Annotated in this window: 24 protein-coding genes; 18 read left to right on the top strand and 6 right to left on the bottom strand. The window is 58.6% G+C overall.

Annotated features, from left to right (window positions below; all coding sequences use genetic code 11):
* Positions 1 to 282: 282 nt before the first annotated feature.
* The 12 genes from sdhC to AC1DQM_RS14905 all read left to right on the top strand — a co-directional run bounded on the left by sdhC (position 283) and on the right by AC1DQM_RS14905 (position 14,609).
* Positions 283 to 657 (top strand): succinate dehydrogenase, cytochrome b556 subunit, encoded by a 375-nt coding sequence (sdhC, locus tag AC1DQM_RS14960; protein ID WP_015096190.1) that lies wholly within the window; start codon positions 283 to 285, stop codon positions 655 to 657.
* Complete coding sequence (gene sdhD, locus AC1DQM_RS14955; protein ID WP_003210573.1) at positions 651 to 1,019, top strand: succinate dehydrogenase, hydrophobic membrane anchor protein; 369 nt, start codon at positions 651 to 653, stop codon at positions 1,017 to 1,019. Before sdhC ends, sdhD begins: the two co-directional genes overlap by 7 nt.
* A 3-nt stretch (positions 1,020 to 1,022) precedes the next feature.
* Positions 1,023 to 2,795: a succinate dehydrogenase flavoprotein subunit gene (gene sdhA / locus AC1DQM_RS14950; RefSeq protein ID WP_477746425.1), complete on the top strand. Its 1,773-nt coding sequence runs from the start codon at positions 1,023 to 1,025 to the stop codon at positions 2,793 to 2,795.
* Between the two features lie 11 nt (positions 2,796 to 2,806).
* The gene (locus AC1DQM_RS14945) at positions 2,807 to 3,511 is read left to right on the top strand and encodes a succinate dehydrogenase iron-sulfur subunit (RefSeq protein WP_018925107.1); all 705 of its coding nucleotides are present in this window, start codon (positions 2,807 to 2,809) and stop codon (positions 3,509 to 3,511) included.
* 262 nt (positions 3,512 to 3,773) lie between these two features.
* Positions 3,774 to 6,605 carry a 2-oxoglutarate dehydrogenase E1 component gene (locus tag AC1DQM_RS14940; RefSeq protein ID WP_018925108.1) on the top strand — a complete coding sequence of 944 codons (2,832 nt, stop codon included), beginning with the start codon at positions 3,774 to 3,776 and terminating at the stop codon, positions 6,603 to 6,605.
* 42 nt (positions 6,606 to 6,647) lie between these two features.
* Complete coding sequence (gene odhB, locus AC1DQM_RS14935; protein ID WP_018925109.1) at positions 6,648 to 7,862, top strand: 2-oxoglutarate dehydrogenase complex dihydrolipoyllysine-residue succinyltransferase; 1,215 nt, start codon at positions 6,648 to 6,650, stop codon at positions 7,860 to 7,862.
* A gap of 108 nt (positions 7,863 to 7,970) precedes the next feature.
* On the top strand, positions 7,971 to 9,407 hold the full coding sequence (gene lpdA, locus AC1DQM_RS14930; RefSeq protein ID WP_018925110.1) for a dihydrolipoyl dehydrogenase: 1,437 nt from the start codon (positions 7,971 to 7,973) through the stop codon (positions 9,405 to 9,407).
* Positions 9,408 to 9,606: 199 nt separating this feature from the next.
* Positions 9,607 to 10,773: an ADP-forming succinate--CoA ligase subunit beta gene (sucC, locus tag AC1DQM_RS14925; protein WP_007919879.1), complete on the top strand. Its 1,167-nt coding sequence runs from the start codon at positions 9,607 to 9,609 to the stop codon at positions 10,771 to 10,773.
* Positions 10,773 to 11,654, top strand: coding sequence for a succinate--CoA ligase subunit alpha (gene sucD, locus AC1DQM_RS14920; protein WP_007919877.1), 882 nt, complete (start codon positions 10,773 to 10,775; stop codon positions 11,652 to 11,654). The genes sucC and sucD overlap by 1 nt, the downstream gene beginning before the upstream one ends.
* 336 nt (positions 11,655 to 11,990) lie before the next feature.
* Positions 11,991 to 13,304 (top strand): branched-chain amino acid transport system II carrier protein, encoded by a 1,314-nt coding sequence (brnQ, locus tag AC1DQM_RS14915; RefSeq protein ID WP_477746424.1) that lies wholly within the window; start codon positions 11,991 to 11,993, stop codon positions 13,302 to 13,304.
* 166 nt (positions 13,305 to 13,470) lie between these two features.
* Entirely contained in the window at positions 13,471 to 14,208 is a 738-nt protein-coding gene (locus AC1DQM_RS14910) for a DUF599 domain-containing protein (protein WP_018925112.1), read from the top strand.
* A complete protein-coding gene (locus AC1DQM_RS14905) occupies positions 14,208 to 14,609 on the top strand; it encodes an MAPEG family protein (protein WP_018925113.1) in 402 nt (133 codons plus the stop codon). Before AC1DQM_RS14910 ends, AC1DQM_RS14905 begins: the two co-directional genes overlap by 1 nt.
* Positions 14,610 to 14,685: 76 nt before the next feature.
* Here AC1DQM_RS14905 and AC1DQM_RS14900 read toward each other — a convergent pair whose 3' ends face one another.
* Positions 14,686 to 14,931 (bottom strand): hypothetical protein, encoded by a 246-nt coding sequence (locus tag AC1DQM_RS14900; protein WP_064619386.1) that lies wholly within the window; start codon positions 14,929 to 14,931, stop codon positions 14,686 to 14,688.
* A gap of 156 nt (positions 14,932 to 15,087) precedes the next feature.
* Here AC1DQM_RS14900 and AC1DQM_RS14895 point away from each other — a divergent pair, with 156 nt between their 5' ends.
* From AC1DQM_RS14895 to AC1DQM_RS14880, 4 genes are all read left to right on the top strand, one after another.
* Positions 15,088 to 15,564: a PaaI family thioesterase gene (locus tag AC1DQM_RS14895; RefSeq protein WP_477746423.1), complete on the top strand. Its 477-nt coding sequence runs from the start codon at positions 15,088 to 15,090 to the stop codon at positions 15,562 to 15,564.
* A complete protein-coding gene (locus tag AC1DQM_RS14890; protein ID WP_019579626.1) occupies positions 15,561 to 16,013 on the top strand; it encodes a PaaI family thioesterase in 453 nt (150 codons plus the stop codon). Before AC1DQM_RS14895 ends, AC1DQM_RS14890 begins: the two co-directional genes overlap by 4 nt.
* Positions 16,014 to 16,094: 81 nt before the next feature.
* Positions 16,095 to 17,999, top strand: a complete 1,905-nt coding sequence (gene htpG / locus AC1DQM_RS14885; RefSeq protein WP_064621333.1) for a molecular chaperone HtpG — start codon at positions 16,095 to 16,097, stop codon at positions 17,997 to 17,999.
* A gap of 67 nt (positions 18,000 to 18,066) precedes the next feature.
* A complete protein-coding gene (locus AC1DQM_RS14880; protein WP_230174789.1) occupies positions 18,067 to 18,795 on the top strand; it encodes a dienelactone hydrolase family protein in 729 nt (242 codons plus the stop codon).
* A gap of 93 nt (positions 18,796 to 18,888) precedes the next feature.
* Here the strand turns inward: AC1DQM_RS14880 and AC1DQM_RS14875 are convergent, their stop codons facing one another.
* The 5 genes from AC1DQM_RS14875 to purM all read right to left on the bottom strand — a co-directional run bounded on the left by AC1DQM_RS14875 (position 18,889) and on the right by purM (position 23,001).
* Positions 18,889 to 19,776, bottom strand: coding sequence for a pirin family protein (locus tag AC1DQM_RS14875; RefSeq protein WP_064619378.1), 888 nt, complete (start codon positions 19,774 to 19,776; stop codon positions 18,889 to 18,891).
* 61 nt (positions 19,777 to 19,837) lie between these two features.
* Positions 19,838 to 20,254, bottom strand: a complete 417-nt coding sequence (locus AC1DQM_RS14870) for an OsmC family protein (RefSeq protein ID WP_007936063.1) — start codon at positions 20,252 to 20,254, stop codon at positions 19,838 to 19,840.
* 316 nt (positions 20,255 to 20,570) lie between these two features.
* Positions 20,571 to 21,284, bottom strand: a complete 714-nt coding sequence (locus AC1DQM_RS14865; protein WP_064619375.1) for a DUF3108 domain-containing protein — start codon at positions 21,282 to 21,284, stop codon at positions 20,571 to 20,573.
* 8 nt (positions 21,285 to 21,292) lie between these two features.
* Positions 21,293 to 21,943, bottom strand: coding sequence for a phosphoribosylglycinamide formyltransferase (gene purN / locus AC1DQM_RS14860; protein WP_018925121.1), 651 nt, complete (start codon positions 21,941 to 21,943; stop codon positions 21,293 to 21,295).
* Positions 21,943 to 23,001: a phosphoribosylformylglycinamidine cyclo-ligase gene (purM, locus tag AC1DQM_RS14855; RefSeq protein ID WP_007936066.1), complete on the bottom strand. Its 1,059-nt coding sequence runs from the start codon at positions 22,999 to 23,001 to the stop codon at positions 21,943 to 21,945. Before purM ends, purN begins: the two co-directional genes overlap by 1 nt.
* 384 nt (positions 23,002 to 23,385) lie before the next feature.
* Between purM and AC1DQM_RS14850 the strand changes: the two genes are divergently transcribed.
* Together AC1DQM_RS14850 and AC1DQM_RS14845 are read left to right on the top strand one after the other, a co-directional pair.
* A complete protein-coding gene (locus tag AC1DQM_RS14850; RefSeq protein ID WP_477746422.1) occupies positions 23,386 to 24,435 on the top strand; it encodes a DUF2066 domain-containing protein in 1,050 nt (349 codons plus the stop codon).
* Between the two features lie 32 nt (positions 24,436 to 24,467).
* Entirely contained in the window at positions 24,468 to 25,541 is a 1,074-nt protein-coding gene (locus AC1DQM_RS14845) for an AI-2E family transporter (protein ID WP_018925123.1), read from the top strand.
* Positions 25,542 to 25,576: the final 35 nt, after the last annotated feature.

The following is a 25,576-nucleotide window of genomic DNA, read 5'->3' as shown; positions in this document are numbered from 1 at the left end:
TCAATTTGCCTAAAGTCTTGCTCCAGAAGGCTTTAACCGCACTTTTTTCTCGAAATTGTCTGCCGTTTACGCCTTTTATGTCACTTGTGCAATCCGCTATTAGGGGAAGGTGAACGCGTTGTCATTAGTAGCCTAACTGTCTATACTCGGCCACCGACCGCCAGGGGCTTTTGGGCCTGCTTTATTGGGGGTCGCATCCCTGGGTGGTGGTTACCTGACCAGTGCACTCCCCAACAACTTTGCCCTGATTGTTAGGGGCTCTTCAGTGTGAAAAAAAAAGCCGTGAAAAGCCAACGACCTGTAAACCTAGACCTAAGGACCATCAAACTCCCCATCACCGGCGTTACGTCGTTTCTTCACCGTGTTTCCGGCATCATCCTCTTCCTGGGCCTTGGCTTCATGCTTTATGCATTGGGCAAGTCTCTGGGTTCCGAGGAAGGTTTTGCCGAGGTGAAGGCATGCTTGACCAGCCCGCTGGCCAAGTTCGTAGCATGGGGCCTCCTGTCCGCTCTTCTGTATCACCTGGTAGCCGGTGTGCGCCACTTGATCATGGACATGGGCATCGGTGAGACGCTGGAAGGCGGCCGCCTGGGCTCGAAAATTATCATCGCCGTTTCCGTGGTGTTGATCGTTCTGGCAGGAGTTTGGATATGGTAACCAGCGTTACGAACCTTTCGCGTTCGGGCCTCTATGACTGGATGGCGCAACGTGTGTCTGCGGTTGTTCTCGCGGCTTATTTCATTTTCCTGATCGGATACCTCGCTGCGAATCCTGGCATTGGCTACGCCCAATGGCATGGCCTGTTCGCCCACAACGGGATGCGTATCTTCAGTCTGCTGGCCCTTGTGGCCCTGGGCGCTCACGCCTGGGTCGGCATGTGGACCATCGCGACCGACTACCTGACGCCGATGGCGCTGGGCAAGTCCGCGACTGCAGTACGTTTCCTTTTCCAGGCGGTATGCGGCGTTGCGATGTTCGCTTACTTCGTCTGGGGTGTGCAGATTCTCTGGGGTATCTGATCCATGGCTAACATTCCAACGATTTCTTTCGACGCCATCATTATTGGTGGCGGCGGTGCCGGCATGCGCGCAGCGCTGCAACTGGCACAAGGCGGTCACAAGACTGCCGTGATCACCAAGGTTTTCCCGACTCGTTCGCACACCGTATCGGCCCAGGGCGGCATCACTTGCGCCATTGCATCTGCGGATCCGAACGATGACTGGCGCTGGCACATGTACGATACCGTCAAGGGTTCCGACTACATCGGTGACCAGGACGCTATCGAATACATGTGTCAGGAAGGTCCGGCCGCAGTTTTCGAACTGGACCACATGGGCCTGCCGTTCTCCCGTACCGAAACCGGTCGCATCTACCAGCGTCCGTTCGGCGGTCAGTCCAAGGACTACGGCAAGGGCGGCCAGGCTGCACGTACCTGCGCGGCGTCCGACCGTACCGGTCACGCGCTGCTGCACACCCTTTATCAGGGCAACCTGAAAGCCGGCACCACGTTCCTGAACGAATACTACGCTGTCGATCTGGTAAAGAACGGTCAAGGCGAGTTCGTCGGTGTGATCGCGATCTGCATCGAAACCGGTGAAACCACCTACATCCGTGCCAAGGCCACCGTACTGGCCACCGGCGGTGCAGGTCGTATCTACGCTTCGACCACCAACGCCCTGATCAACACCGGTGACGGCGTTGGCATGGCGCTGCGTGCCGGCGTACCGGTACAAGACATCGAAATGTGGCAGTTCCACCCGACCGGCATCGCCGGCGCCGGTGTACTGGTAACCGAAGGTTGCCGTGGTGAAGGTGGTTACCTGATCAACAAGCACGGCGAGCGTTTCATGGAGCGTTATGCTCCGAACGCCAAAGACCTTGCCGGTCGTGACGTGGTTGCCCGTTCGATGGTTAAGGAAATCATCGCCGGCAACGGTTGCGGTCCGAATGGCGACCACGTAATGCTCAAGCTCGACCACCTGGGCGAGGAAGTGCTGCACAGCCGTCTGCCAGGCATCTGCGAACTGTCCAAGACTTTCGCGCACGTTGATCCGGTCGTCGCTCCGGTTCCGGTTGTTCCGACTTGCCACTATATGATGGGCGGCGTTGCCACCAACATTCATGGCCAGGCGATCACTCAGGACGCCGAAGGCAAGGACACCATCATTACTGGCCTGTTCGCGGTTGGTGAAGTGGCTTGCGTATCGGTTCACGGTGCCAACCGTCTGGGCGGCAACTCGTTGCTCGACCTGGTGGTTTTCGGTCGTGCGGCCGGTCTGCACCTGGAAAAAGCGCTGACCGACGGTATCGAATACGACGACGCCACCGACGCCGACATCAATGCGGCCCTGTCGCGTCTGTCCGCTCTGAACGAGCGTACCGATGGTGAAGACGTGGCAACCCTGCGTCGCGAGCTGCAAAGCTGCATGCAGAACTACTTCGGTGTATTCCGTACTGGCGAATACATGCAGAAGGGTATTGCTCAACTGGCTGATCTGCGTGGTCGTATCGCCAACGTCAAGATCAACGACAAGAGCCAGGCGTTCAACACCGCGCGTATCGAAGCGCTGGAGCTGCAGAACCTGCTGGAAGTGGCCGAAGCTACCGCCATCGCTGCAGAAGTACGTAAAGAGTCCCGCGGTGCTCACGCCCGTGAAGACTTTGAAGACCGTGACGACGAAAACTGGCTGTGCCACACCCTGTACTTCCCGGGTGAGAAGCGCGTTGCCAAGCGTGCAGTGAACTTCTCGCCGAAGACTGTTCCGACTTTTGAACCTAAGATTCGGACTTATTAAGGGTGGCCGCCATGTTGCAAGTCAGTGTTTATCGTTACAACCCTGATCAGGACGCTGCGCCGTTCATGCAGGAATTCCAGGTTGATACCGGTGGTAAAGACCTGATGGTGCTGGACGTGCTGGCCCTGATCAAAGAGCAGGACGAGGGTTTCTCCTATCGTCGCTCTTGCCGTGAAGGTGTTTGCGGTTCCGACGGCATGAACATCAACGGCAAAAACGGTCTGGCGTGCATCACGCCGCTGTCTGCCGTCGTAAAAGGTAACAAGCTGATCGTTCGTCCTCTGCCAGGTTTGCCGGTTATCCGTGACTTGGTCGTCGATATGAGCATCTTCTACAAGCAATACGAAAAGGTTAAGCCATACCTGCAGAACGACACGCCGGCTCCGGCCATCGAGCGTCTGCAGTCCCCTGAAGAGCGTGAAAAACTCGACGGTCTGTACGAGTGCATCCTGTGCGCTTGCTGCTCGACTTCGTGCCCGTCCTTCTGGTGGAACCCGGACAAGTTCCTGGGCCCGGCTGCCCTGCTGCAAGCGTACCGCTTCCTGGCAGACAGCCGCGACACCAAGACGTCCGAGCGTCTGGCTTCGCTGGATGACCCGTTCAGCGTATTCCGCTGCCGGGGCATCATGAACTGCGTCAACGTTTGTCCGAAAGGCCTGAACCCGACTAAGGCCATCGGTCACATCCGTAACATGCTGCTGCAAAGCGGCGTGTGATTCAGCTGCTGTACCCGTAGAACCGCTGTACCCGTAGATGCTACGGCGCAGGCTTCAACCGGCGCCGTAGTTTTAACCTGAGCAGCAGCCCATAAGGCTGCGGCTCTTATTTTGAAGAAATGAGACAAGCAGGGGCATCCGGGCTGGTACCCGGACTATCAGCGTGATCCTAAGTGGCTTGTTTTAGTCGCTGCATTCGGACTTCTGCAAGTTTGCTCGGTGTCGACGCCGGTGGTGTTCCCCTAACCGAGGGTGACCAAGCATGCAAGAAAGCGTGATGCAGCGCATGTGGAACAGCGCCTACCTTTCCGGTAGTAACGCTGCCTATGTGGAAGAGCTCTACGAGCTCTACCTGCACGACCCTAACGCTGTGCCAGAAGAGTGGCGCACCTACTTCCAGAAGTTGCCTGCTGATGGCAACACTGCCACCGATGTTTCGCACTCCACAATTCGCGATCATTTCGTCTTGCTGGCAAAGAACCAGCGCCGCGCCCAACCGGTTTCCGCCGGCAGCGTGAGCAGTGAGCACGAGAAGAAGCAAGTTGAAGTGCTGCGATTGATCCAGGCCTACCGTATGCGTGGCCACCAGGCAGCCCAGCTTGACCCGCTGGGGCTGTGGCAGCGTCCTGCACCTGCAGACCTGTCAATCAATCATTACGGCTTGACCAATGCCGATCTTGATACGACCTTCCGTGCCGGCGACCTGTTCATCGGCAAAGAGGAGGCGAGCCTACGCGAAATTCACGAAGCGTTGCAGCAGACATATTGCCGCACCATCGGCGCTGAATTTACGCACATCACCGATTCCGAGCAGCGCCAGTGGTTCCAGCAGCGTCTGGAAAGCGTGCGTGGCCGTCCGACGTACTCCGCCGACATCAAGAGTCACCTGCTCGAGCGCGTCACTGCCGGCGAAGGTCTTGAAAAATACCTTGGGACCAAGTATCCGGGTACCAAGCGTTTCGGTCTGGAAGGCGGCGAGAGCCTGATTCCGATGCTCGATGAACTGATCCAGCGTTCCGGCTCCTACGGCACCAAGGAAATCGTCATCGGCATGGCCCACCGTGGTCGTCTGAACGTGCTGGTCAACACCTTTGGCAAGAACCCGCGCGAGTTGTTCGACGAGTTCGAAGGCAAGAAGAAGGTCGAGCTGGGTTCCGGTGACGTTAAATATCACCAGGGCTTCTCGTCCAACGTCATGACCACCGGCGGTGAAGTTCACCTGGCGATGGCTTTCAACCCGTCTCACCTGGAAATCGTTTCTCCAGTGGTCGAGGGTTCGGTCCGTGCCCGTCAGGATCGTCGTAACGATCCTACCGGTGAAAAGGTTCTGCCGATCTCCATCCACGGTGACGCGGCATTCGCCGGTCAAGGCGTGGTCATGGAAACCTTCCAGATGTCGCAGACCCGCGGTTTCAAGACCGGCGGCACCGTGCACATCGTGATCAACAACCAGGTCGGCTTCACCATCAGCAACCCGCTGGACTCGCGCTCCACCGAGTACGCGACCGACGTTGCGAAGATGATCCAGGCGCCGATCCTCCATGTGAATGGTGATGATCCGGAAGCCGTGTTGTTCGTGACCCAGTTGGCCATCGACTACCGCATGCAGTTCAAGCGTGACGTGGTGATCGATCTGGTCTGCTACCGTCGTCGCGGCCACAACGAGGCTGACGAGCCAAGCGGTACCCAGCCTCTGATGTATCAGCAGATCACCAAGCAGCGCACCACCCGTGAGCTGTATGCCGATCGTCTGACCCAGAGTGGGGTGCTGGACGCTGAGCGTGTTCAGGCGAAAGTCGACGAATACCGCAACGCGCTGGACAACGGTCTGCACGTAGTAAAAAGCCTGGTCAAAGAGCCGAACAAAGAGTTGTTCGTGGACTGGCGTCCGTATCTGGGCCACGCCTGGACCGCGCGTCACGATACTCGCTTCGATCTGAAAACCTTGCAGGAACTGTCCGCCAAGCTGCTGGAGATTCCGGAAGGCTTCGTGGTTCAGCGCCAAGTCTCGAAAATCTACGAAGACCGTCAGAAGATGCAAGCCGGCGGCCTGCCGATCAACTGGGGTTACGCCGAAACCATGGCGTACGCGACCCTGGCGTTCGAAGGTCACCCGATTCGCATGACGGGTCAGGACATCGGTCGCGGTACGTTCTCGCACCGTCACGCTGTCTTGCACAACCAGAAAGACGCGGGTACCTATATCCCGCTGCAAAACCTGTACAAGGGTCAGCCACGTTTCGACCTGTACGATTCATTCCTGTCCGAAGAAGCGGTTCTGGCGTTCGAATACGGTTATTCGACCACCGAGCCAAACGCTCTGGTTATCTGGGAAGCCCAGTTCGGCGACTTCGCCAACGGTGCCCAGGTGGTTATCGACCAGTTCATCACCAGTGGCGAGCACAAGTGGGGCCGTCTCTGCGGTCTGACCATGCTGCTGCCGCACGGTTATGAAGGTCAGGGGCCGGAGCACTCCTCGGCTCGTCTGGAGCGTTACCTGCAGCTGTGCGCCGAGCACAACATTCAGGTAGCCGTGCCGACTACGCCGGCCCAGATCTACCACTTGCTGCGTCGTCAGGTGATTCGCCCGCTGCGCAAACCATTGGTAGTCCTGACTCCGAAGTCGTTGCTGCGTCACAAGCTGGCCATCTCGACCCTGGAAGATCTGGCCGAAGGTTCGTTCCAGACCGTGATCCCGGAAATCGATGCGCTTGACCCGAAAAAGGTCACTCGCATGATCCTGTGCAGCGGCAAGGTCTACTATGACCTGCTGGAAAAACGCCGTGCCGAAGGTCGTGAAGACATCGCCATCGTGCGTATCGAGCAGCTGTATCCGTTCCCTGAGGACGACCTGATGGAGGCGCTCGCCCCTTACACCAACCTCGAAAACGTGGTTTGGTGCCAGGAAGAGCCGATGAACCAGGGCGCCTGGTACAGCAGCCAGCATCACATGCGTCGCAGCCTGACCAACCATAAACAAGGCCTGGTCCTGGAATACGCTGGTCGTGAGGCGTCTGCCGCACCTGCTTGCGGTTACGCTTCGATGCACGCCGAGCAGCAGGAACAACTGCTGCAAGATGCTTTCACTGTTTAACGCCTTCGCGCACCTGAAACCGAATTTAAGGACCCACAGATAATGGCTATCGAAATCAAAGCCCCCACTTTCCCGGAATCGGTTGCCGATGGCACCGTTGCCACCTGGCACAAAAAACCGGGCGACGCCGTCAAGCGTGACGAACTGATCGTCGACATCGAAACCGACAAAGTCGTACTGGAAGTTCTGGCCACTGCTGATGGCGTGCTGGGCGCGATCGTCAAGAACGAAGGCGACACCGTTCTGTCCGACGAAGTTCTGGGCTCCATCGGTGAGGGCGGTGCTGCCGCCGCTCCAGCCGCTGCTGCACCTGCCGCTGCTGCCGCTGCTCCTGCCGAAGCGGGCGAAGACGATCCTGTTGCTGCACCGGCTGCTCGCAAGCTGGCTGAAGAAAACGGCATCAACATCGCTTCCGTTGCCGGTACTGGCAAAGGCGGTCGTGTGACCAAGGAAGACGTGGTAGCAGCTGTTGCCGCCAAGAAAGCCGCTCCGGCTGCTGCACCTGCCAAGGCTGCTGCACCGGCTGCTTCGGCTCCGGTATTCGCTGCTGGCGACCGCGTAGAAAAACGCGTTCCGATGACCCGTCTGCGTGCCAAGGTTGCCGAGCGTCTGGTTGAAGCTCAATCGAACATGGCCATGCTGACCACTTTCAACGAAGTCGACATGACCGAAGTCATGGCCCTGCGTTCGAAGTACAAGGACCTGTTCGAGAAGTCCCACAACGGCGTACGCCTGGGCTTCATGTCGTTCTTCGTGAAAGCGGCTACCGAAGCGCTGAAACGCTTCCCGGCTGTCAACGCGTCGATCGACGGTGCCGACATCGTTTACCACGGCTACGCCGACGTTGGTGTGGCTGTTTCCAGCGACCGCGGTCTGGTTGTACCGGTTCTGCGTAACGCCGAACTGATGAGCCTGGCTGAAATCGAAGGCGGCATCGCTACCTTCGGCAAGAAAGCCCGTGACGGCAAACTGTCGATGGAAGAAATGACCGGCGGCACGTTCACCATCACCAACGGCGGTACTTTCGGTTCGATGATGTCGACTCCGATCGTCAACCCGCCACAGGCTGCGATTCTGGGTATGCACAACATCATCCAGCGCCCTATGGCGATCAACGGTCAGGTAGTTATCCGTCCGATGATGTACCTGGCGCTGTCCTACGATCACCGTCTGATCGATGGCAAAGAAGCTGTGACCTTCCTGGTGACCATCAAGAACCTGCTGGAAGACCCGGCTCGTTTGCTGCTGGATATCTGATTTCGTTGCACGGGCCGTTCAGATGGACGGCCCTTCTGTAATGACCAGCTTCGTCCCACGACGGTCCTCAAAAGGGGCCGTCCGGTTTGATTCGAGAAGGAATGACACATGACTCAGAAATTCGACGTGGTAGTGATTGGCGCGGGTCCTGGCGGCTACGTGGCTGCCATTAAAGCAGCGCAACTGGGCCTCACCACTGCCTGCATCGAGAAATACACCGACAAGGAAGGCAAACTGGCCCTCGGCGGTACTTGCCTGAACGTCGGCTGCATTCCATCCAAGGCGCTGCTGGACAGCTCCTGGAAGTTTCACGAAGCGCAAGACGGCTTCGCGATCCACGGTATCAACCACGCTGGCGTGACCATGGACGTGCCAGCAATGGTCGGCCGTAAAGCCAACATCGTCAAAGGCCTGACCTCCGGCGTTGCAACGCTGTTCAAGGCTAACGGCGTCACTTCGATCCAGGGCCACGGCAAACTGCTGGCTGGCAAGAAAGTCGAAGTCACCAAGCCTGACGGTTCGGTTGAAGTCATCGAAGCCGAAAACGTCATCCTGGCTCCGGGCTCGCGTCCGATCGACATTCCACCGGCTCCGGTCGACCAGAATGTGATCGTCGATTCGACTGGCGCTCTGGAATTCCAATCCGTACCAAAACGCCTGGGTGTAATCGGCGCTGGTGTTATCGGTCTGGAACTGGGTTCGGTATGGTCCCGTCTGGGCGCTGAAGTCACCGTTCTCGAAGCACTGGATACCTTCCTGATGGCAGCGGACACCGCTGTTTCCAAGGAAGCGCTGAAAACCCTGACCAAACAGGGTCTGGACATCAAGCTGGGCGCTCGCGTGACCGGTTCCAAAGTGAACGGCGACGAAGTCGTTGTGAACTACACCGATGCCAACGGCGAACAGAACATCACTTTCGACAAGCTGATCGTAGCCGTTGGTCGCCGTCCGGTGACCACTGATCTGCTGGCTGCCGATTGCGGCGTGACCCTGGACGAGCGCGGTTTCGTGCACGTTGACGATCACTGCGCCACCACCGTACCGGGCGTTTACGCCATCGGTGACGTGGTTCGCGGCATGATGCTGGCTCACAAAGCCTCGGAAGAGGGCATCATGGTTGTCGAGCGCATCAAGGGCCATAAAGCCCAGATGAACTATGACCTGATCCCTTCGGTTATTTATACTCACCCGGAAATCGCGTGGGTCGGTAAAACCGAGCAGGCCTTGAAAGCTGAAGGCGTAGAAGTTAACGTCGGCACCTTCCCGTTCGCAGCCTCTGGCCGTGCCATGGCCGCCAACGATACCGGTGGTTTCGTCAAGGTCATCGCTGATGCCAAGACTGACCGCGTATTGGGCGTCCACGTGATTGGCCCGAGCGCCGCAGAACTGGTTCAGCAGGGCGCGATCGGCATGGAATTCGGCACCAGCGCTGAAGACCTGGGCATGATGGTTTTCTCCCATCCGACCCTGTCTGAAGCCTTGCACGAAGCAGCGTTGGCAGTGAATGGCGGCGCCATCCACATCGCCAACCGCAAGAAACGCTAAGCGGATAATAAGAAACCACGGCGGTACGGCCCGTCGTGAGCCTTGCGAGCAAGACTCACCGCGGAATGTCCGCTGGACGCAGTCTTGCGTAGCTGCACCGGGTACCCGGAAAGGTTACGCAAGCAGCAGTCACAGGTGGTGCGGCACTTGAATGAGTGCAGCACCGAATGCGCAGTACCTAACGAAGACGGTAATAAGCATGAATCTTCACGAGTATCAGGGTAAGCAGCTGTTCGCTGAGTACGGCCTGCCAGTATCCACCGGTTACGCGGTAGACACCCCGGAAGCAGCAGCAGAAGCTTGCGACAAAATCGGCGGCAGCGAATGGGTTGTCAAAGCCCAGGTTCACGCCGGTGGTCGCGGTAAAGCGGGCGGCGTAAAGCTGGTTCGCAGCAAAGAAGACGCTAAAGCATTCGCACAGCAGTGGCTGGGCAAGCGTCTGGTGACTTACCAGACTGACGCCAATGGTCAGCCAGTCACCAAAATCCTGGTTGAATCGTGCACTGATATCGCTAAAGAGCTGTACCTGGGCGCTGTCGTTGACCGTTCGAGCCGTCGCATCGTGTTCATGGCTTCCACCGAAGGTGGCGTGGACATCGAGAAAATTGCTCACGACACTCCAGAAAAAATTCTGAAAGCCACTATCGATCCACTGGTTGGCGCTCAGCCATTCCAGGGTCGCGAGCTGGCATTCCAGCTGGGTCTGGAAGGCAAGCAAGTTGCTCAGTTCGCCAAGATCTTCGTAGGTCTGGCCAAGCTGTTCAAGGATCACGACCTGGCTCTGCTGGAAGTGAACCCGCTGGTGATCAAGGCTGACGGCGATCTGCACTGCCTCGATGCCAAGATCAACATCGACGCCAACGCCATGTACCGTCAGCCTAAGCTGAAGACTTTCCACGATCCGTCGCAAGACGATCCGCGCGAAGCGCACGCTGCCAAGTTCGAACTGAACTACGTAGCACTGGAAGGCAACATCGGTTGCATGGTCAACGGTGCTGGCCTGGCCATGGGTACCATGGACATCGTCAACCTGCATGGCGGCAAACCAGCCAACTTCCTCGACGTGGGCGGCGGTGCTACCAAAGAACGCGTAACCGAAGCGTTCAAGATCATCCTGTCCGACACTAACGTCGCTGCAGTACTGGTCAACATCTTCGGCGGCATCGTTCGTTGCGACATGATTGCCGAAGGCATCATCGGCGCTGTGAAAGAAGTCGGCGTGAAAATCCCGGTTGTTGTTCGCCTTGAAGGCAACAACGCTGAGCTGGGCGCTAAAGTACTGGCAGAAAGCGGTTTGAACATCATCGCTGCTACCAGCCTGACCGACGCTGCTCAACAAGTTGTCAAAGCTGCGGAGGGCAAATAATGAGCGTCCTGATCAATAAAGACACCAAAGTTATCTGCCAGGGTATTACCGGTTCGCAAGGTAGTTTCCACACCCAGCAAGCCATCGAGTACGGCACCAAGATGGTTGGCGGCGTAACTCCAGGCAAAGGCGGCACCGAGCACCTGGGCCTGCCAGTGTTCAACACCGTGAAAGACGCTGTAGCTGCCACTGGCGCCACCGCCAGCGTGATCTACGTTCCAGCTCCTTTCTGCAAGGACTCCATCCTGGAAGCAGCCTTCGGCGGCATCAAGCTGATCGTTTGCATCACTGAAGGCATTCCTACCCTGGACATGCTGGATGCCAAGGTCAAGTGCGACGAGCTGGGCGTAGTCCTGATCGGTCCTAACTGCCCAGGCGTGATCACTCCAGGCGAATGCAAGATCGGCATCATGCCAGGTCACATTCACTTGCCAGGCAAGGTCGGTATCGTTTCCCGTTCCGGCACCCTGACCTACGAAGCTGTGAAGCAGACTACTGACGCCGGTTTCGGTCAGTCGACTTGCGTCGGCATCGGTGGTGACCCGATCCCGGGTTCGAACTTCATCGACATCCTGAAGCTGTTCCAGGAAGACCCGAAGACCGAAGCGATCGTGATGATCGGCGAGATCGGCGGTTCGGCTGAAGAAGAAGCGGCTGCCTACATCAAGGCACACGTGACCAAGCCGGTTGTTTCCTACATCGCTGGTGTGACTGCTCCTCCGGGCAAGCGCATGGGCCATGCTGGCGCAATCATCTCTGGCGGCAAAGGCACTGCAGACGAGAAATTCGCTGCTCTGCAAGACGCAGGCGTTAAAACCGTGCGTTCGCTGGCAGACATCGGCAAGGCCCTGGCCGAGCTGACCGGTTGGGCCGTCAAGTAAGCCTCGCGCTTAACTGACGCTCCACCAAACAAAGGCCACCTTCGGGTGGCCTTTGTCATTTCCGGGGTTTGAGATATTCGCAGCGCTTTTTGTAGCGAGGGAGGTTGTGAAAATTAGATATGTAAACACGACACTGAAATGTCGCGTATCGGATAGTTCGCCCCGTAATAGTGCGTTTGGTGGGCAAATTCGGTAGGCTAGCCGCCATTTTGCGTTTGCGGCCCACAAGGCTGCGGCGCGCTAAACGGGTCAGTCCTATACGGATCGACAGCATTTCCCTCACCCATAAGGGAAATCCCTCTCTAAATTCCGATTCAGTAGTGTGGTATTTCCTTAATGAAAGTGTTGAAAGGCCAGGACATCCTGGCACTGGGCTTCATGACATTTGCCCTGTTCGTCGGGGCTGGCAACATCATCTTCCCGCCTATCGTCGGTTTGCAGTCCGGGCCTAATGTCTGGATGGCGGCGCTGGGTTTTCTGATCACCGCAGTCGGTCTGCCGGTGATCACCGTGGTCGCCTTGGCCAAGGTCGGTGGTGCAATGGATGCCTTGAGCAGCCCGATCGGTAAAATCGCCGGGGGCCTGCTGGCAGCCGCGTGCTACCTCGCTGTCGGCCCGTTGTTCGCGACACCACGCACCGCGACCGTGTCGTTCGAAGTGGGTCTGGCGCCGCTGACCGGCGAGAGCCCGCTGGCGCTGTTTCTCTATAGCTCGGTGTACTTCCTGCTGGTGTTCTTCATCTCGCTCTATCCGGGCCGTCTGCTGGACACCGTAGGACGGTTCCTCGCACCGCTGAAAATCATCGCCCTGGCCGTACTCGGCATCGCAGCGTTCGCGTTGCCGGCCGGTAACATTGGCGTGGCTACCCCTGAATATGTTGCGGCACCGTTCTCCCAGGGCTTCATCAATGGTTACCTGACCATGGATACCCTGGGTGCGCTGGTATTCGGCATTGTCATCGTCAATGCGATCCGCTCCCGTGGCGTGGAATCGCCGGTGTTGATCACCCGTTACGCGATCATCGCCGGGCTGATTGCCGGTGTAGGTCTGGCGCTGGTTTACGTCAGCCTGTTCCGTCTCGGCTCGGGCAGCCATGAAGTGGCCGCCGGTGCCACCAACGGCGCGGCGGTATTGCACGCCTACGTGCAGCACACCTTCGGTTCGCTCGGCAGCGGTTTCCTCGCGGTGCTGATCTCCCTGGCCTGCCTGGTGACTGCGGTCGGTCTGACCTGCGCCTGTGCCGAATACTTCAGCCGTGTGCTGCCACTGTCCTACAAGACGCTGGTGATCATCCTGGCCGCGTTCTCCCTGCTGGTGTCCAACCTGGGCCTCACCAAGCTGATTGCGTTCTCGATCCCGGTACTGACCGCCATCTACCCTCCGTGCATCGCTCTGGTGGCCCTGAGCTTCTGCAAGGACTTCTGGCATGAGCAGGGCCGCATCGTCGGTCCGGTGATGCTGGTGTCGTTCGTTTTCGGCATGATCGACGCGCTCAAGGGCGCCGGTCTGGCCGACTGGATGCCGGCTCAACTGGCTCACCTGCCGCTGAGCGAGCAGGGCCTGGCGTGGCTGGTGCCGTCGGTCATGACCTTGGCGGTTGCCGTGGCTTGCGACCGCCTGCTGGGCAAGCGCGAAGAAGCGCTGGCTTAAGCCGCTTCATGACCCGCCACAAGCGGGCTTGAGCTACAAATGGAAATGCCCCGTATCAATCGATACGGGGCATTTTTATGCGCGTGATGCAGTGTCTTTTTCCTTGGGTTAACGTCGAAGCACTATCCGCAGGTTTCATCATCGTCTACACATCACAAGGAACTGCATGTCGTTCATCCACGCCAATCTGATCCACATCCTCGCCGCGCTCTGGTTTGTCGTCTGCTGGGGTGGCTACACCCGTTACGCGACATGGAAGGGCCGTGACACCGCATGCCTGGCCAGTGTGCTGCACCTGTACCGCGAAGACTGGATGCGCCGCATGCTGTTGCGCGACAACCGTATCGCCGATGCCAGCGTGATCGGTAACCTGGAGCGCAACGCCTCGTTCTTTGCTTCCAGCACATTGATTATCCTGGCCGGTATTCTCACGGTGTTGGGTGCATCCGAAAGAGCCGTGTCGTTGCTTGCGGATATCCCGATGGTGCAACAGGCTTCCCAAGGCATGTCGGAGATCAAGTTGTTGTGCCTGGCGCTGGTGTTTGTCTATGCGTTCTTTACGTTCAGCTGGTGCATGCGTCAGTACAACTTTGCGGCCATTCTCGTGGGTTCGGCACCGATGATCGGTGAGCGGCATGTGTCCGAGCAAGAGCGTAACGCCTTTGCTTCCCGAGCCGCCCGTGTCATCTCCATGGCGGCCAACCAGTTCAACTTCGGTCTGCGTTCCTATTACTTCGGCATGAGCATGCTGGCGTGGTTTGTCAGCCCCTGGTTGTTCATGTTGATGAGCGCCGGTGTCGTGTTGGTATTGTATCGCCGCGAGTTTCACTCCGACGTTCTTGACGTGATGGTCTATACACCTACAGAGGCGCCATTGCCTGAGCTGAACAAAGAGGCGGCTTGATGAGTATTCCATTCTGGTGTGTGTTTATCAGCGCCTTGTTGATTTTCGTGGCGCGCATGCCGGTGGCCAAGGCGATGAAAGAGCAGGGCGGTTACAACAATCACCTGCCGCGTCAACAACAGGCGCAACTCACAGGTTTCGGCGCCCGGGCATTGGCGGCCCACCAGAACAGTTTCGAGGCGTTCATTTTGTTTGCGGTCGGGGTGTTGATGGCGCACACCACGCAAACGGCGGGATGGCTGATCGATGCACTGGCGATCGCCTTCGTGATCGCGCGCGTTATCTACTTACTGTGTTATTGGGCTGATCTGGCCTGGCAGCGAAGTCTGGTGTGGTTCGTCGGATTAGTGTGTTCGTTGTTGCTAATGATTAGTCCGACTTTTAGGACTGTTTTGCTCTAAGGACGCGTTTCGAGCAAAATTTCAGATAAAAGAAAACCCGCACTTGGCGGGTTTTCTTTTATCACTAAAAACGCTTTTAGTTTTTAGGTGCTTCTGGAGCGGCTTCTTTTGCCGCTGCTTCGTTCGATTCAGTCTGAGCTTTGGCAGCTTCAGCGTTTTCTTTTGCCGCCTCGTTCACTTTATCCTGAGCTTCGCTCATTTTTTCCTGAGCTTGCTCTGTATGTTGGGTGGCTTCTTGAGCTTTGTCCTCGGATTTTTTACCGCAAGCGGCGAGACCGAGGGAAGCGGTCAACATCAAGGCAATAGCTAAAGTCTTACGCATGGGGTGTTTCTCCTGATGGAAAATATTTACTGGCCTTTCGAGCACAGCGACCAGGGTTAAGTTCCTTAAATCATTCAGATATATAAGTTTGTTTTGCTACGGAACTTTTACTTAAGAGCCGGCTACTTCGCCCGGACACTAAGGAGCGTTTACCAAATGGCCGAAAACCCCGTTTTTGAGCGTGCGACGCGATTCCTGTCGGCGTTGCGCCATTGTCAGGTACTCGGCATGCGCCTTCACAGCGCCAGCAGCGAAGGGCTGACGGTGATTCTGCCGTATAGCCCGCAGATCGTCGGCAACCCGCAAACGGGGGTGATTCATGGCGGTGCGCTGACCTCGCTGATGGACACCGCCTGCGGCATGGCCACCCTCTGCGTGCTGCCTGAGTTCGAAGTCTGCCCGACGCTCGACCTGCGCATCGACTACATGCATGCCGCTGAGCCACACAAGGACGTTTACGGCTTCGCCCAATGCTACCGAGTGACTACCGATGTGATTTTTGCGCGCGGTTTTGCCTATCAGGACAACCCCGAGCAGCCCATCGCTCATGTAGTGGGCACCTTCATGCGCATGGGCAAGGGTCTCAAAGGCGCTAAAGGCTTTGGCGGCGCCATTTCCGGAGGTACGAAATGACCGACACGTTCAAGGAGCAGCTTCAACAGGCCCATGCTCAGGGGGACTACGCCGCGCTGCTGCAGCTGATTCCTTACGCCGAGCTGATCGGCGTCGAATGTTCGCGGGTAGGAGATGAGCTGCTGTTTCGTCTGCCGGCCAACAAGGACAACATTGGTAACCCTTTACTGCCAGCGATTCATGGTGGGGTGATTGCCGGGTTCATGGAGCTCTCGGCGGCGCTGCACCTGTTGATTTTCACCGGCTCGCCCGGTGTGCCGAAGATTATCGACTTCTCCCTCGACTACCTGCGCGCGGGGCAGTTTCGCGATACCTGGGCCCGATGCCAGGTTTGTCGCCAGGGGCGGCGGGTGGCGAACGTGGCGATTACCGCCTGGCAAAGCACTGAAGCCGAGCCCATTGCCACGGCCCGGGCCCACTTCAAAATCGAAGAGCCCTTGAAATCCTGATCTCAGCCCCCAACTCTGAGGACAACCCGCCGCCGACCCTCAAGGTCGCGGCCACTGCCATCTGATTGGAGTTTGATGACCATGAGTGTGGAAACTCAAAAGGAAACCCTGGGCTTCCAGACCGAGGTGAAGCAGCTGCTGCACCTCATGATCCATTCGCTGTATTCCAACAAGGAAATCTTCCTTCGCGAATTGATCTCGAACGCCTCTGACGCTGTCGATAAATTACGTTTTGAAGCGCTGGCCAAGCCTGAATTGCTGGAAGGCGGCGCTGAGCTGAAAATCCGTGTGAGCTTCGACAAGGACGCTAAAACCGTCACCCTCGAAGACAACGGCATCGGCATGAGCCGTGAAGATGCGGTCACTCACTTGGGCACCATCGCCAAGTCCGGTACCGCCGATTTCATGAAGCACCTGTCTGGTGATCAGAAAAAAGACTCGCACCTGATCGGTCAGTTCGGTGTTGGTTTCTACTCGGCGTTCATCGTCGCCGATAAAGTTGACGTATTCAGCCGCCGTGCCGGCCTCGCTGCCAGCGAAGGTGTGCACTGGTCGTCCAAGGGCGAAGGCGAATTTGAAATCGCCACCGTCGAAAAAGCTGATCGCGGCACCCGTATCGTTCTGCACCTGAAATCCGGCGAAGACGAGTTCGCCGATGGCTGGCGCCTGCGCAACATCATCAAGAAGTATTCCGACCACATCGCCTTGCCGATCGAGTTGCCGAAAGAAGTGGCAGCCGCCGAAGGCGAAGAGAAGCCTGCCGTTGAGTGGGAAACCGTCAACCGCGCCAGCGCCCTGTGGACTCGCCCTCGCACTGAAGTGAAGGACGAGGAATACCAGGAGTTCTACAAGCACGTTGCTCACGATTTCGAAAACCCGCTGAGCTGGAGCCACAACAAAGTCGAGGGCAAGCTCGAGTACACCTCGCTGCTTTATGTGCCGACCCGTGCTCCGTTCGATCTGTACCAGCGTGAAGCGCCGAAGGGCCTGAAACTGTACGTGCAGCGCGTGTTCGTCATGGATCAGGCTGAGTCGTTCCTGCCGCTGTACCTGCGCTTCATCAAAGGCGTGGTTGATTCCAACGACCTGTCGCTGAACGTGTCGCGGGAAATCCTGCAGAAAGACCCGATCATCGACTCCATGAAATCGGCGCTGACCAAGCGCGTTCTGGACATGCTGGAAAAACTGGCGAAGAACGAGCCTGAGCAATACAAAGGCTTCTGGAAGAACTTCGGTCAGGTCATGAAAGAAGGCCCGGCAGAAGACTTCGCCAACAAAGAAAAAATTGCCGGTCTGCTGCGTTTTGCGTCCACTCAGGGCGACGACGGTGAGCAGGTTGTAAGTCTGGCCGACTACCTGGCTCGTACCAAGGAAGGTCAGGACAAGATCTACTACCTGACCGGCGAAACCTACGCGCAAGTCAAAAACAGCCCGCACCTGGAAGTTTTCCGCAAGAAAGGCATCGAAGTGCTGCTGCTGACCGACCGTATCGACGAGTGGCTGATGAGCTACCTCAGCGACTTCGACGGCAAGAGCTTTGTCGACGTGGCACGCGGTGACCTGGACCTCGGCAACCTGGATTCGGAAGAAGACAAGAAAGCCGCGGAAGAAGTCGCCAAGTCCAAAGAAGGCCTGGTTGAGCGTCTCAAGACCGCTTTGGGTGAGTCCGTTGCTGAAGTGCGGGTTTCCCATCGCCTGACCGATTCCCCGGCGATTCTGGCCATCGGCGAGCAGGACCTGGGCCTGCAAATGCGTCAGATCCTGGAAGCCAGCGGTCAGAAGGTTCCGGATTCGAAGCCGATCTTCGAATTCAACCCGGCTCACCCGCTGATCGAGAAGCTCGACAACGAGCAGAGCGACGAGCGCTTCGGCGACCTGTCGCACATTCTGTTCGATCAGGCGGCCCTGGCGGCCGGCGACAGCTTGAAAGACCCGGCCGCTTATGTGCGTCGTCTGAACAAGCTGCTGGTTGAACTGTCGGTTTAACCACGTTGTATAAAAACCCGCTTCGGCGGGTTTTTTCATTCTGGTGTTTTTTTACTGGGAGTCAGTCATGAGCCAAATCACTGTTCGATCCGTCGCCTATCAGATCGACGGCCAATCGTATGAAAGCCGTCTGGCCTTCGATGCCGACCATAAAGGCCCGCGTCCGGGTCTGTTGATGGCGCCGAACTGGATGGGTGTCAGCTTTGGCGCCGAGGAGATTGCCAAATCGGTGGCATCCAAGGGTTATGTGGTGCTGATCGCGGATCTGTACGGGCAATCGGTTCGTCCGCAGAACGGCGACGAGGCAGGCGCGGCGATGATGCCGCTGAAGAATGATCGCGCCTTACTGCGCAAACGCATGCAGGCAGCCTTCGAACAACTGCAAGGGCAGGGCGAGGCGGCGGTCGATACCTCGAAACTGGCGACCTTTGGTTTCTGCTTCGGTGGTTGCTGCGCGCTGGAGCTGGCGCGTAGCGGTGCGCCGGTGAAGGCTGCGGTGTCGTTCCACGGCACGCTCGATACGCCGAACGTGAACGATGCGAAAAACATCAAGGGTTCGGTGCTGGTGCTGCATGGCGCTGCCGATCCGCTGGTGCCGAAAGAGCAGCTGCCAGCGTTTGAAGCTGAGATGAATGCCGCCGGTGTGGATTGGCAATTGCTGAGCTATGGCGGCGCGGTGCATTCGTTCACCGACCCGCATGCCAACGTGCCGGGCATGATGATGTATGACGCGAAAACCGCGGCTCGCGCGTTCACGTCGATGCATAACTTGCTGGATGAAGTGTTCAAGGGCTGATTGCTGCTCTCGGTCCGGACGATGATCGTTCCCACGCTCTGCGTGGGAATGCCTCTAGGGACGCTCGCGGCGTGGGAACGATCAGCCGATCAGTTACAGGGGCGTTGGCGGGCTTCGGTGTTTCGGCAACTCAATCCGCTCACTTTCCCCCGGCACCGTCGGCCAATCCCCGGCCGCCCAGCGCCGACGTGCTTCATCAATCAACGCCGGATCACTGGCCACGAAGTTCCAGTTGATCCGTCGTGGCCCGTCCAGTGGCGCTCCGCCAAACAGCACGGCATGGCAGTCACTCTCGGCGAACAGCGTCATCTCTTCCCCGGCCGGCAACACTACTAGCGTGTAGGGCTCCAGCAGCTCGCCATCAAGCTGCGCCTCGCCGCTCAACACATACAGCGCCCGTTCTTCATGCTCGGTGGGAATCAGCAGCGTGGTCGCCGTTTGCAGGTTCAATTCGGCATACAGCGTAGGCGAAAGCACCGGGACCGGTGATTCAAGGCAAAAGCCCTTCCCGGCGATCATTCGTATCTTCACGCCAAGGTTTTCGCTGGCGGGCAGCGTGGCTGCTGGATGGTGGCTGTAGTGTCCTGGGCCGTGCTCACGGTCCTTGGGCGAAGCCAGCCAGATCTGTAAGCCGTGCATCGTACCGCCACTGTTCTTCAAGGCTTCGGGCGTGCGTTCGACGTGGGCAATCGCACTGCCGGCGGTCATCCAGCTGACATCGCCGGCATTCACCACCTGATCGGAACCGAGGCTGTCCTTGTGCTGGATTTGCCCTTCGAACAGGTAGGTGAGGGTGGACAGCCCGATGTGCGGATGCTGACGGATGTCCATGCCTTTGCCCGGTGGATAACGGGTTTCGAGCATGTGGTCGAAAAACACGAAGGGCCCGACGTTGCGGCATTTGGCTGACGGCAAAGGGCGAAGGATCGGCTGGCCTTCGACATCTTCGGCGCGGGGGCGGATCACGAGCGGAGTGTTCATGGTGCGTTCCAGGCTGAGCGGGTGACGCAGGGAGCATAACCCGCTTGCGCAGCCGTTGCCGCTATTGGCTGAAGGCGCCTTCGGACAGATGAGTCTCGATGCTGACTTCAGAGGTGGTCATCAGCTTGTGTACCGGGCAGCGGTCGGCCACGCGGTGCAGCTCGTCGCGCTGGGCGTCGGTGAGTACGCCCTTGAGCGTGAGTTTGACGTGCAGGGCATATTTGCCTTTCTGCTCTTCACTGTTGTCGCGCTTGACCTCGACCCCGACGCCGGTCAGTGGGATGCCCTTCTTCTTCGCATACAGTTTCAGGGTCAGGGCCTTGCAGGCGCCGAGGGCCGCGTCGAAATAGTCATGGGGCTCTGGCGCGGTGCCTTCGCCACCGGACGACTTGGGAACATCGGCAAACAGTTCATGGTCATCGATCTGGACGCTGTGACGAAAACCTTCGGCGGAGACAGTATTGACGGTAACGGTCATGGGAAACCTCGCAGGGATCAGGAAAAGTCATTCGATCAAAAAAGACCCTGAATTTATAGAGTATTCCTTCACGTTCGCGTTCCTATTTATTGCCTGACGATTTGGCCACAACATCTGTGGCGAGGGGGCTTGCCCCCGTTGGGTTGCGAAGCGGCCCCAAAACCAGGCAACGCGGCGAATCAGGGAAAACGCGGACACAGGATTTACGACTGCTGCGCAGCCGAACGGGGGCAAGCCCCCTCGCCACAGCTCAAAGTTGTTTAAGCACCAGACGAAAAAAAGCCCCGCGTTTGCGGGGCTTTCATGTCGGTCCGGATCAGCTGCCTTTGACCGTCTTGCCGTTGACCGTACCGTCGAGGAGCATGATGTTGTACTCCTTGCCGTCGGTTTCGACCTGTTGCAGACGGACCAGCAGGTAATCCCAATCCTTGGCGAACCACAGCACGGTGATGCGCTTGCTTTGTGTCGGATCGCGCACGCGCTCGACCTTGACCGCATCGATCTGGCCTGCCTTGGTGTCGACTTTCTCCGAGCCCAGCACGCGGAAGTCATAGGTATCGACTTCGCCGGCATCGACGACCTGATAGCTCATGCTTTTCTTGCCGGAGGCCACGTCATGCTGCAGCGCCAGTTGATAGGTGGACTTGTCGACCATGCCGCGGTTGAGCGGGAGCTTGACGGCGTCACCGCGATCGGTGCCGGTGACCATCTTGTTGGTCCAGTCGAAATCCAGATCAGCCTTCTTGGCTTTGCCCAGGCCACCGCGTTCGAAGTGGTAGGACTGCGGCAGCAGCGTGTCCTTGTCCAGGGTCAGGGTGCTTTCTTCGGTCAGGCTGGCGATCATCATCGATGCCTTGAAGCTGAGTTTCCAGACGCCGTTGGCTTCCTTGGTCAGGCTGCGTTCGGCGGTGCCGCTCATGGGCAGTTGCTTCCAGTCGGCGGTGTAGCTGGCGGAGAAGGGATGAAGGTCCGCGGCCTGCGCAAACGGCAGGGCGAGCAGGGCGCAAGCGAAGAGCAGGGCACGACGCATAAAATCTCCTAGGTTCGAATCAAGTGGCCGCTGGCCGCGAGTAACTGTCCGTCCAGTAAAGCACCTTGTTCGCCGAGTGATAAACGGCCTTCAGCAAACCAGCGTACGGCCATCGGGTAGATCAGGTGTTCCTGGGTGTGGACTCGCTGCGCCAGACTCTGCGGCGAATCGTGCAACTCTACCGGTATTACTGCCTGTACGACCAGTGGTCCGCCATCGAGTTCCTCGGTGACGAAGTGCACGGAGCAGCCGTGTTCCGTATCGCCGGCCTCCAGCGCGCGCTGATGAGTGTGTAACCCTTTGTATTTGGGCAGCAGCGAGGGATGGATATTGAGCAGGCGACCCTGGTAATGGCGCACGAAGTCAGCGCTGAGAATGCGCATGAAACCGGCCAGTACCACGAGTTTGGGGTTGAAGGCGTCGATCAGTTCGATCAGCGCGGCATCGAAGGCCTCGCGGCCCTCGAAAGCCTTGTGATCCAGGGTGCGGGTGTCGATACCCGCGTCCCTGGCGCGTTGCAGGCCGTAGGCGTCGGCGCGGTTGGAAATCACCGCAGCAATGCGGGCCGGGCTGTCGCCGGTCCGCGTGCTGTCGATCAAGGCCTGCAAGTTACTGCCGGTGCCGGACAGCAGCACCACCACATCACAGGTCTGGGACATTAATGAGCCTTGAGGTTCTTCAGTTCGACCTGAGCCGCGCCTTCGGCAGCGGTGGCGATCTGACCGATGACCCATGGCTGCTCGCCAGCTTCACGCAGGACGTTCAGCGCGGTTTCAACGTGCTCTTGAGCCACGCAGATGACCATGCCGACGCCGCAGTTCAGCACGCGGTGCATTTCGGTTTCGTCGACGTTGCCTTTCTCTTGCAGCCAGTCGAACACCGCAGGGCGGGTCCAGCTCGCGACGTCAACCACCGCTTGAGCGCCTTTTGGCAGTACGCGCGGGATGTTGTCCAGCAGGCCGCCACCGGTGATGTGGGCCATGGCTTTGACGGCGCCGGTGTCCTTGATCAGCTTGAGCAGCGGCTTCACGTAGATACGGGTCGGAGCCATCAGCAGGTCGGTCAGCGGTTTGCCGTCGAGCTGGATATTCTCGATGTCGGAACCCGACACTTCGATGATCTTGCGGATCAGCGAGTAGCCGTTGGAGTGCGGGCCGGAAGACGGCAGGGCGAGCAGGGCATCGCCGGCAGCGACTTTCGAACCGTCGATGATTTCGGATTTTTCCACGACGCCGACGCAGAAGCCGGCCAGGTCGTAGTCTTCACCTTCATACATGCCAGGCATTTCAGCGGTTTCGCCGCCGACCAGGGAGCAGCCGGACAGTTCACAGCCGGCGCCGATGCCGGTTACAACCTGAGCAGCGGTGTCGACGTTCAGTTTGCCAGTGGCGTAGTAGTCGAGGAAGAACAGCGGCTCAGCGCCGCAGACCACCAGGTCGTTCACGCACATGGCCACCAGGTCGATGCCGATGCTGTCGTGCTTGTTCAGGTTCAGCGCCAGGCGCAGCTTGGTGCCGACGCCGTCAGTGCCCGATACCAGCACCGGTTGTTTGTAACCGGCCGGGATTTCGCAGAGGGCGCCGAAACCGCCCAGGCCGCCCATGACTTCCGGGCGCGCAGTGCGCTTGGCGACGCTCTTGATGCGTTCGACCAATGCTTCACCGGCGTCGATGTCTACACCGGCGTCCTTGTAGCTCAGGGAGGGTTGCTTGCTCATGATCCAGGCCTTTAGGGGGGATTCAGGGGTAACGACCGAGTTCAGCGGGCCTGTCGAAATTGATGAGGCAATTGCCTCACGCGCTATTTTGACACTACCCGGCTGTAGCCGGTCTGCGAAGGCGCGCGATTTTATCAGGCTTGAGGGGCAGCGGCCATCCTCGTGCCGACGGGCAGGGGCATATCGCGTTAAAAAAACTGATATTGCCCGTGTTGGCGACGTCCCACATGGCTGTATAAGGTACGACGTTAACCGTCTATCGTTATGACAGTGCGAAAACTTACCGCGATCGTGTGAATGTTTTGCTTGGGCCTGCGGTCACAGCCCTGGCTCAATCGTCTTCATGCGGTCTGTTCCAGCCGCTCTTGTCGTCAGGAATCTTCCATGCGTTTTCTTAAATTCTTGTTCGTGGGCTGTTTATCCGTGGTCAGCCTGGCCAGCCATGCCGAAACCGTCAAAGGCCTCTATCAAGTGCGCCAACCGGTCAGCGGCCAGACACCGGAGGAGCGCGACCAGGCGACTCAGCAGGCGCTGGAAACGCTGGTGTTGCGCTTGACCGGCGATCCCAAGGCGGCGCAAAGCCCTGGCCTTGCGACCGTGCGCAAAGACCCTCAGCAGATCATCAGTCAGTTCGGCTACGACGCCGGGCCACCGCAAGTGCTGAAAGTCGATTTCGACCCGGCCACCACCGAGCAGGCCTTGCGTCGTGCCGGGCTGGCCGTGTGGGGGGCCAATCGGCCGTCGATCCTCGGCTGGTGGTTGAACGATTCCACCGAAGGTTCGAGCCTGGTCGGCGATGGTCAGGCCAGTGCTGCGCCCTTGCGTCGGGCGGCTCAGCACCGAGGCTTGCCGCTGCGTTTGCCGCTGGCTGACCTGAATGAACAGATCGTCGCCACGGCACCGAATCTGGAAGGTGCCGACCCTGCGCCACTGCGCAGTGCCTCCGACCGTTACAATGCCGATGCCTTGCTGGCGGTGCATGCCCGTGAAGAAGGGGGGCAATGGCAAGCCAAGTGGCGACTGTGGCTGGGCGATCAAAAAGAGGCCGGCAGCGTGCAGGGCGCCGATACCGCCGCCGTGGCCGATGCGGTGATGCTGGCGGTCAGCGAGCGTCTGGCGTCGCGTTTCGTTGCCAAGCCAGGTGTGTCGGGCGAGCAGTTGTTGGAAGTGCAGGGCATGAATCTGGAGCGTTATGCGACGCTTGGGCGTTTGTTGGAGCCTTTTGGCGCGCGTCTGCAAAGTGTCGATGGCGACCGCGTGCTTTATCGCGTCAACGGCAGCGCCGATCAGCTGCGAGCTCAGTTGTCCCTGGCGCAATTGCAGGAAGTTCCGGCCAGTCAGGTGCCGGCACCTGTTCAGCCGGTGACTGTGGGTTCTGCGCCGGCCGCAGCGCCAGCGCCTGCCCCGACGCCGCAGTTGCATTTCCGTTGGTGAGTTTTTTCTTTATATAGAAGCAGGAGTGGTACATGGCCGATACGCGGCGTTGGTTCTGGCTCGGTGGGGTGGCCCTGCTTTGCGCGTTTGTTTACCTGTTGCATCCGATCCTGACGCCGTTCCTGGTGGCGCTGTTGCTGGCCTATCTGTTCGACCCGCTGGTGGATCGGCTGGAGAAGCTCGGCTTGTCCCGGACATGGGGCGTGGTGGCGGTGTTCGCGTTGTTCACGATGGTCCTCACCACGCTGTTGTTGGTGTTGGTGCCGATGCTCGCCAAGCAGCTGTTTCGCTTGTATGAACTGGCGCCGCAGATGCTCGACTGGTTGCAGCACACCGCGTTGCCGTGGGCGCAATCGAAGTTGGGTTTGTCGGAGGGCTTCTGGAAGTTCGACAAGCTCAAGGCGGCGATCAGCGAGCACATGGGCCAGACCACCGACATTGTCGGCGTGGTGCTGAGTCAGGCGACGGCTTCAGGCCTTGCGCTGATCGGCTGGCTGGCCAATCTGGTGCTGATCCCGGTGGTGAGTTTTTATCTGCTGCGCGACTGGGACCTGATGATGGCCAAGATCCGCAGCTTGCTGCCGCGTGATCGTGAAGAGCGTGTCATGACCCTGGCTGGGGAATGCCATGAAGTGCTTGGGGCGTTCGTGCGCGGACAGTTGCTGGTGATGCTGGCGCTGGGTGTGATCTACGCCGCTGGCTTGATGATCGTCGGGCTGGAGTTGGGGTTGTTGATCGGTCTGATTGCCGGTCTGGCGGCGATCGTGCCGTACATGGGGTTTGTCATCGGGATTGGCGCGGCGTTGATTGCCGGTCTGTTCCAGTTCGGTGGCGATCTGTATCCCATGATCGGTATCGTCGCGGTGTTCATGGTCGGCCAGGCGCTGGAAGGCATGGTTCTGACGCCGTTGCTGGTGGGTGACCGGATCGGCCTGCACCCGGTGGCGGTGATCTTTGCGATTCTGGCCGGCGGCGAGCTGTTCGGTTTTACCGGTGTGCTGCTGGCATTGCCGGTGGCGGCGGTGATCATGGTCCTGGTGCGCCATGTGCATGATTTGTATAAAGATTCGGATATCTACGGCGGTGTCGACGAGTCTGAGAAGTAAGGCTTCGAGATCGCTCGTCGCGGGCAGCCTGGTTT

This window comes from Pseudomonas sp. 01L34, assembly GCF_056400265.1.
The sequence above is the reverse complement of the archived record's forward strand: the minus strand, read 5'-3'. Positions and strand labels throughout refer to the sequence as shown.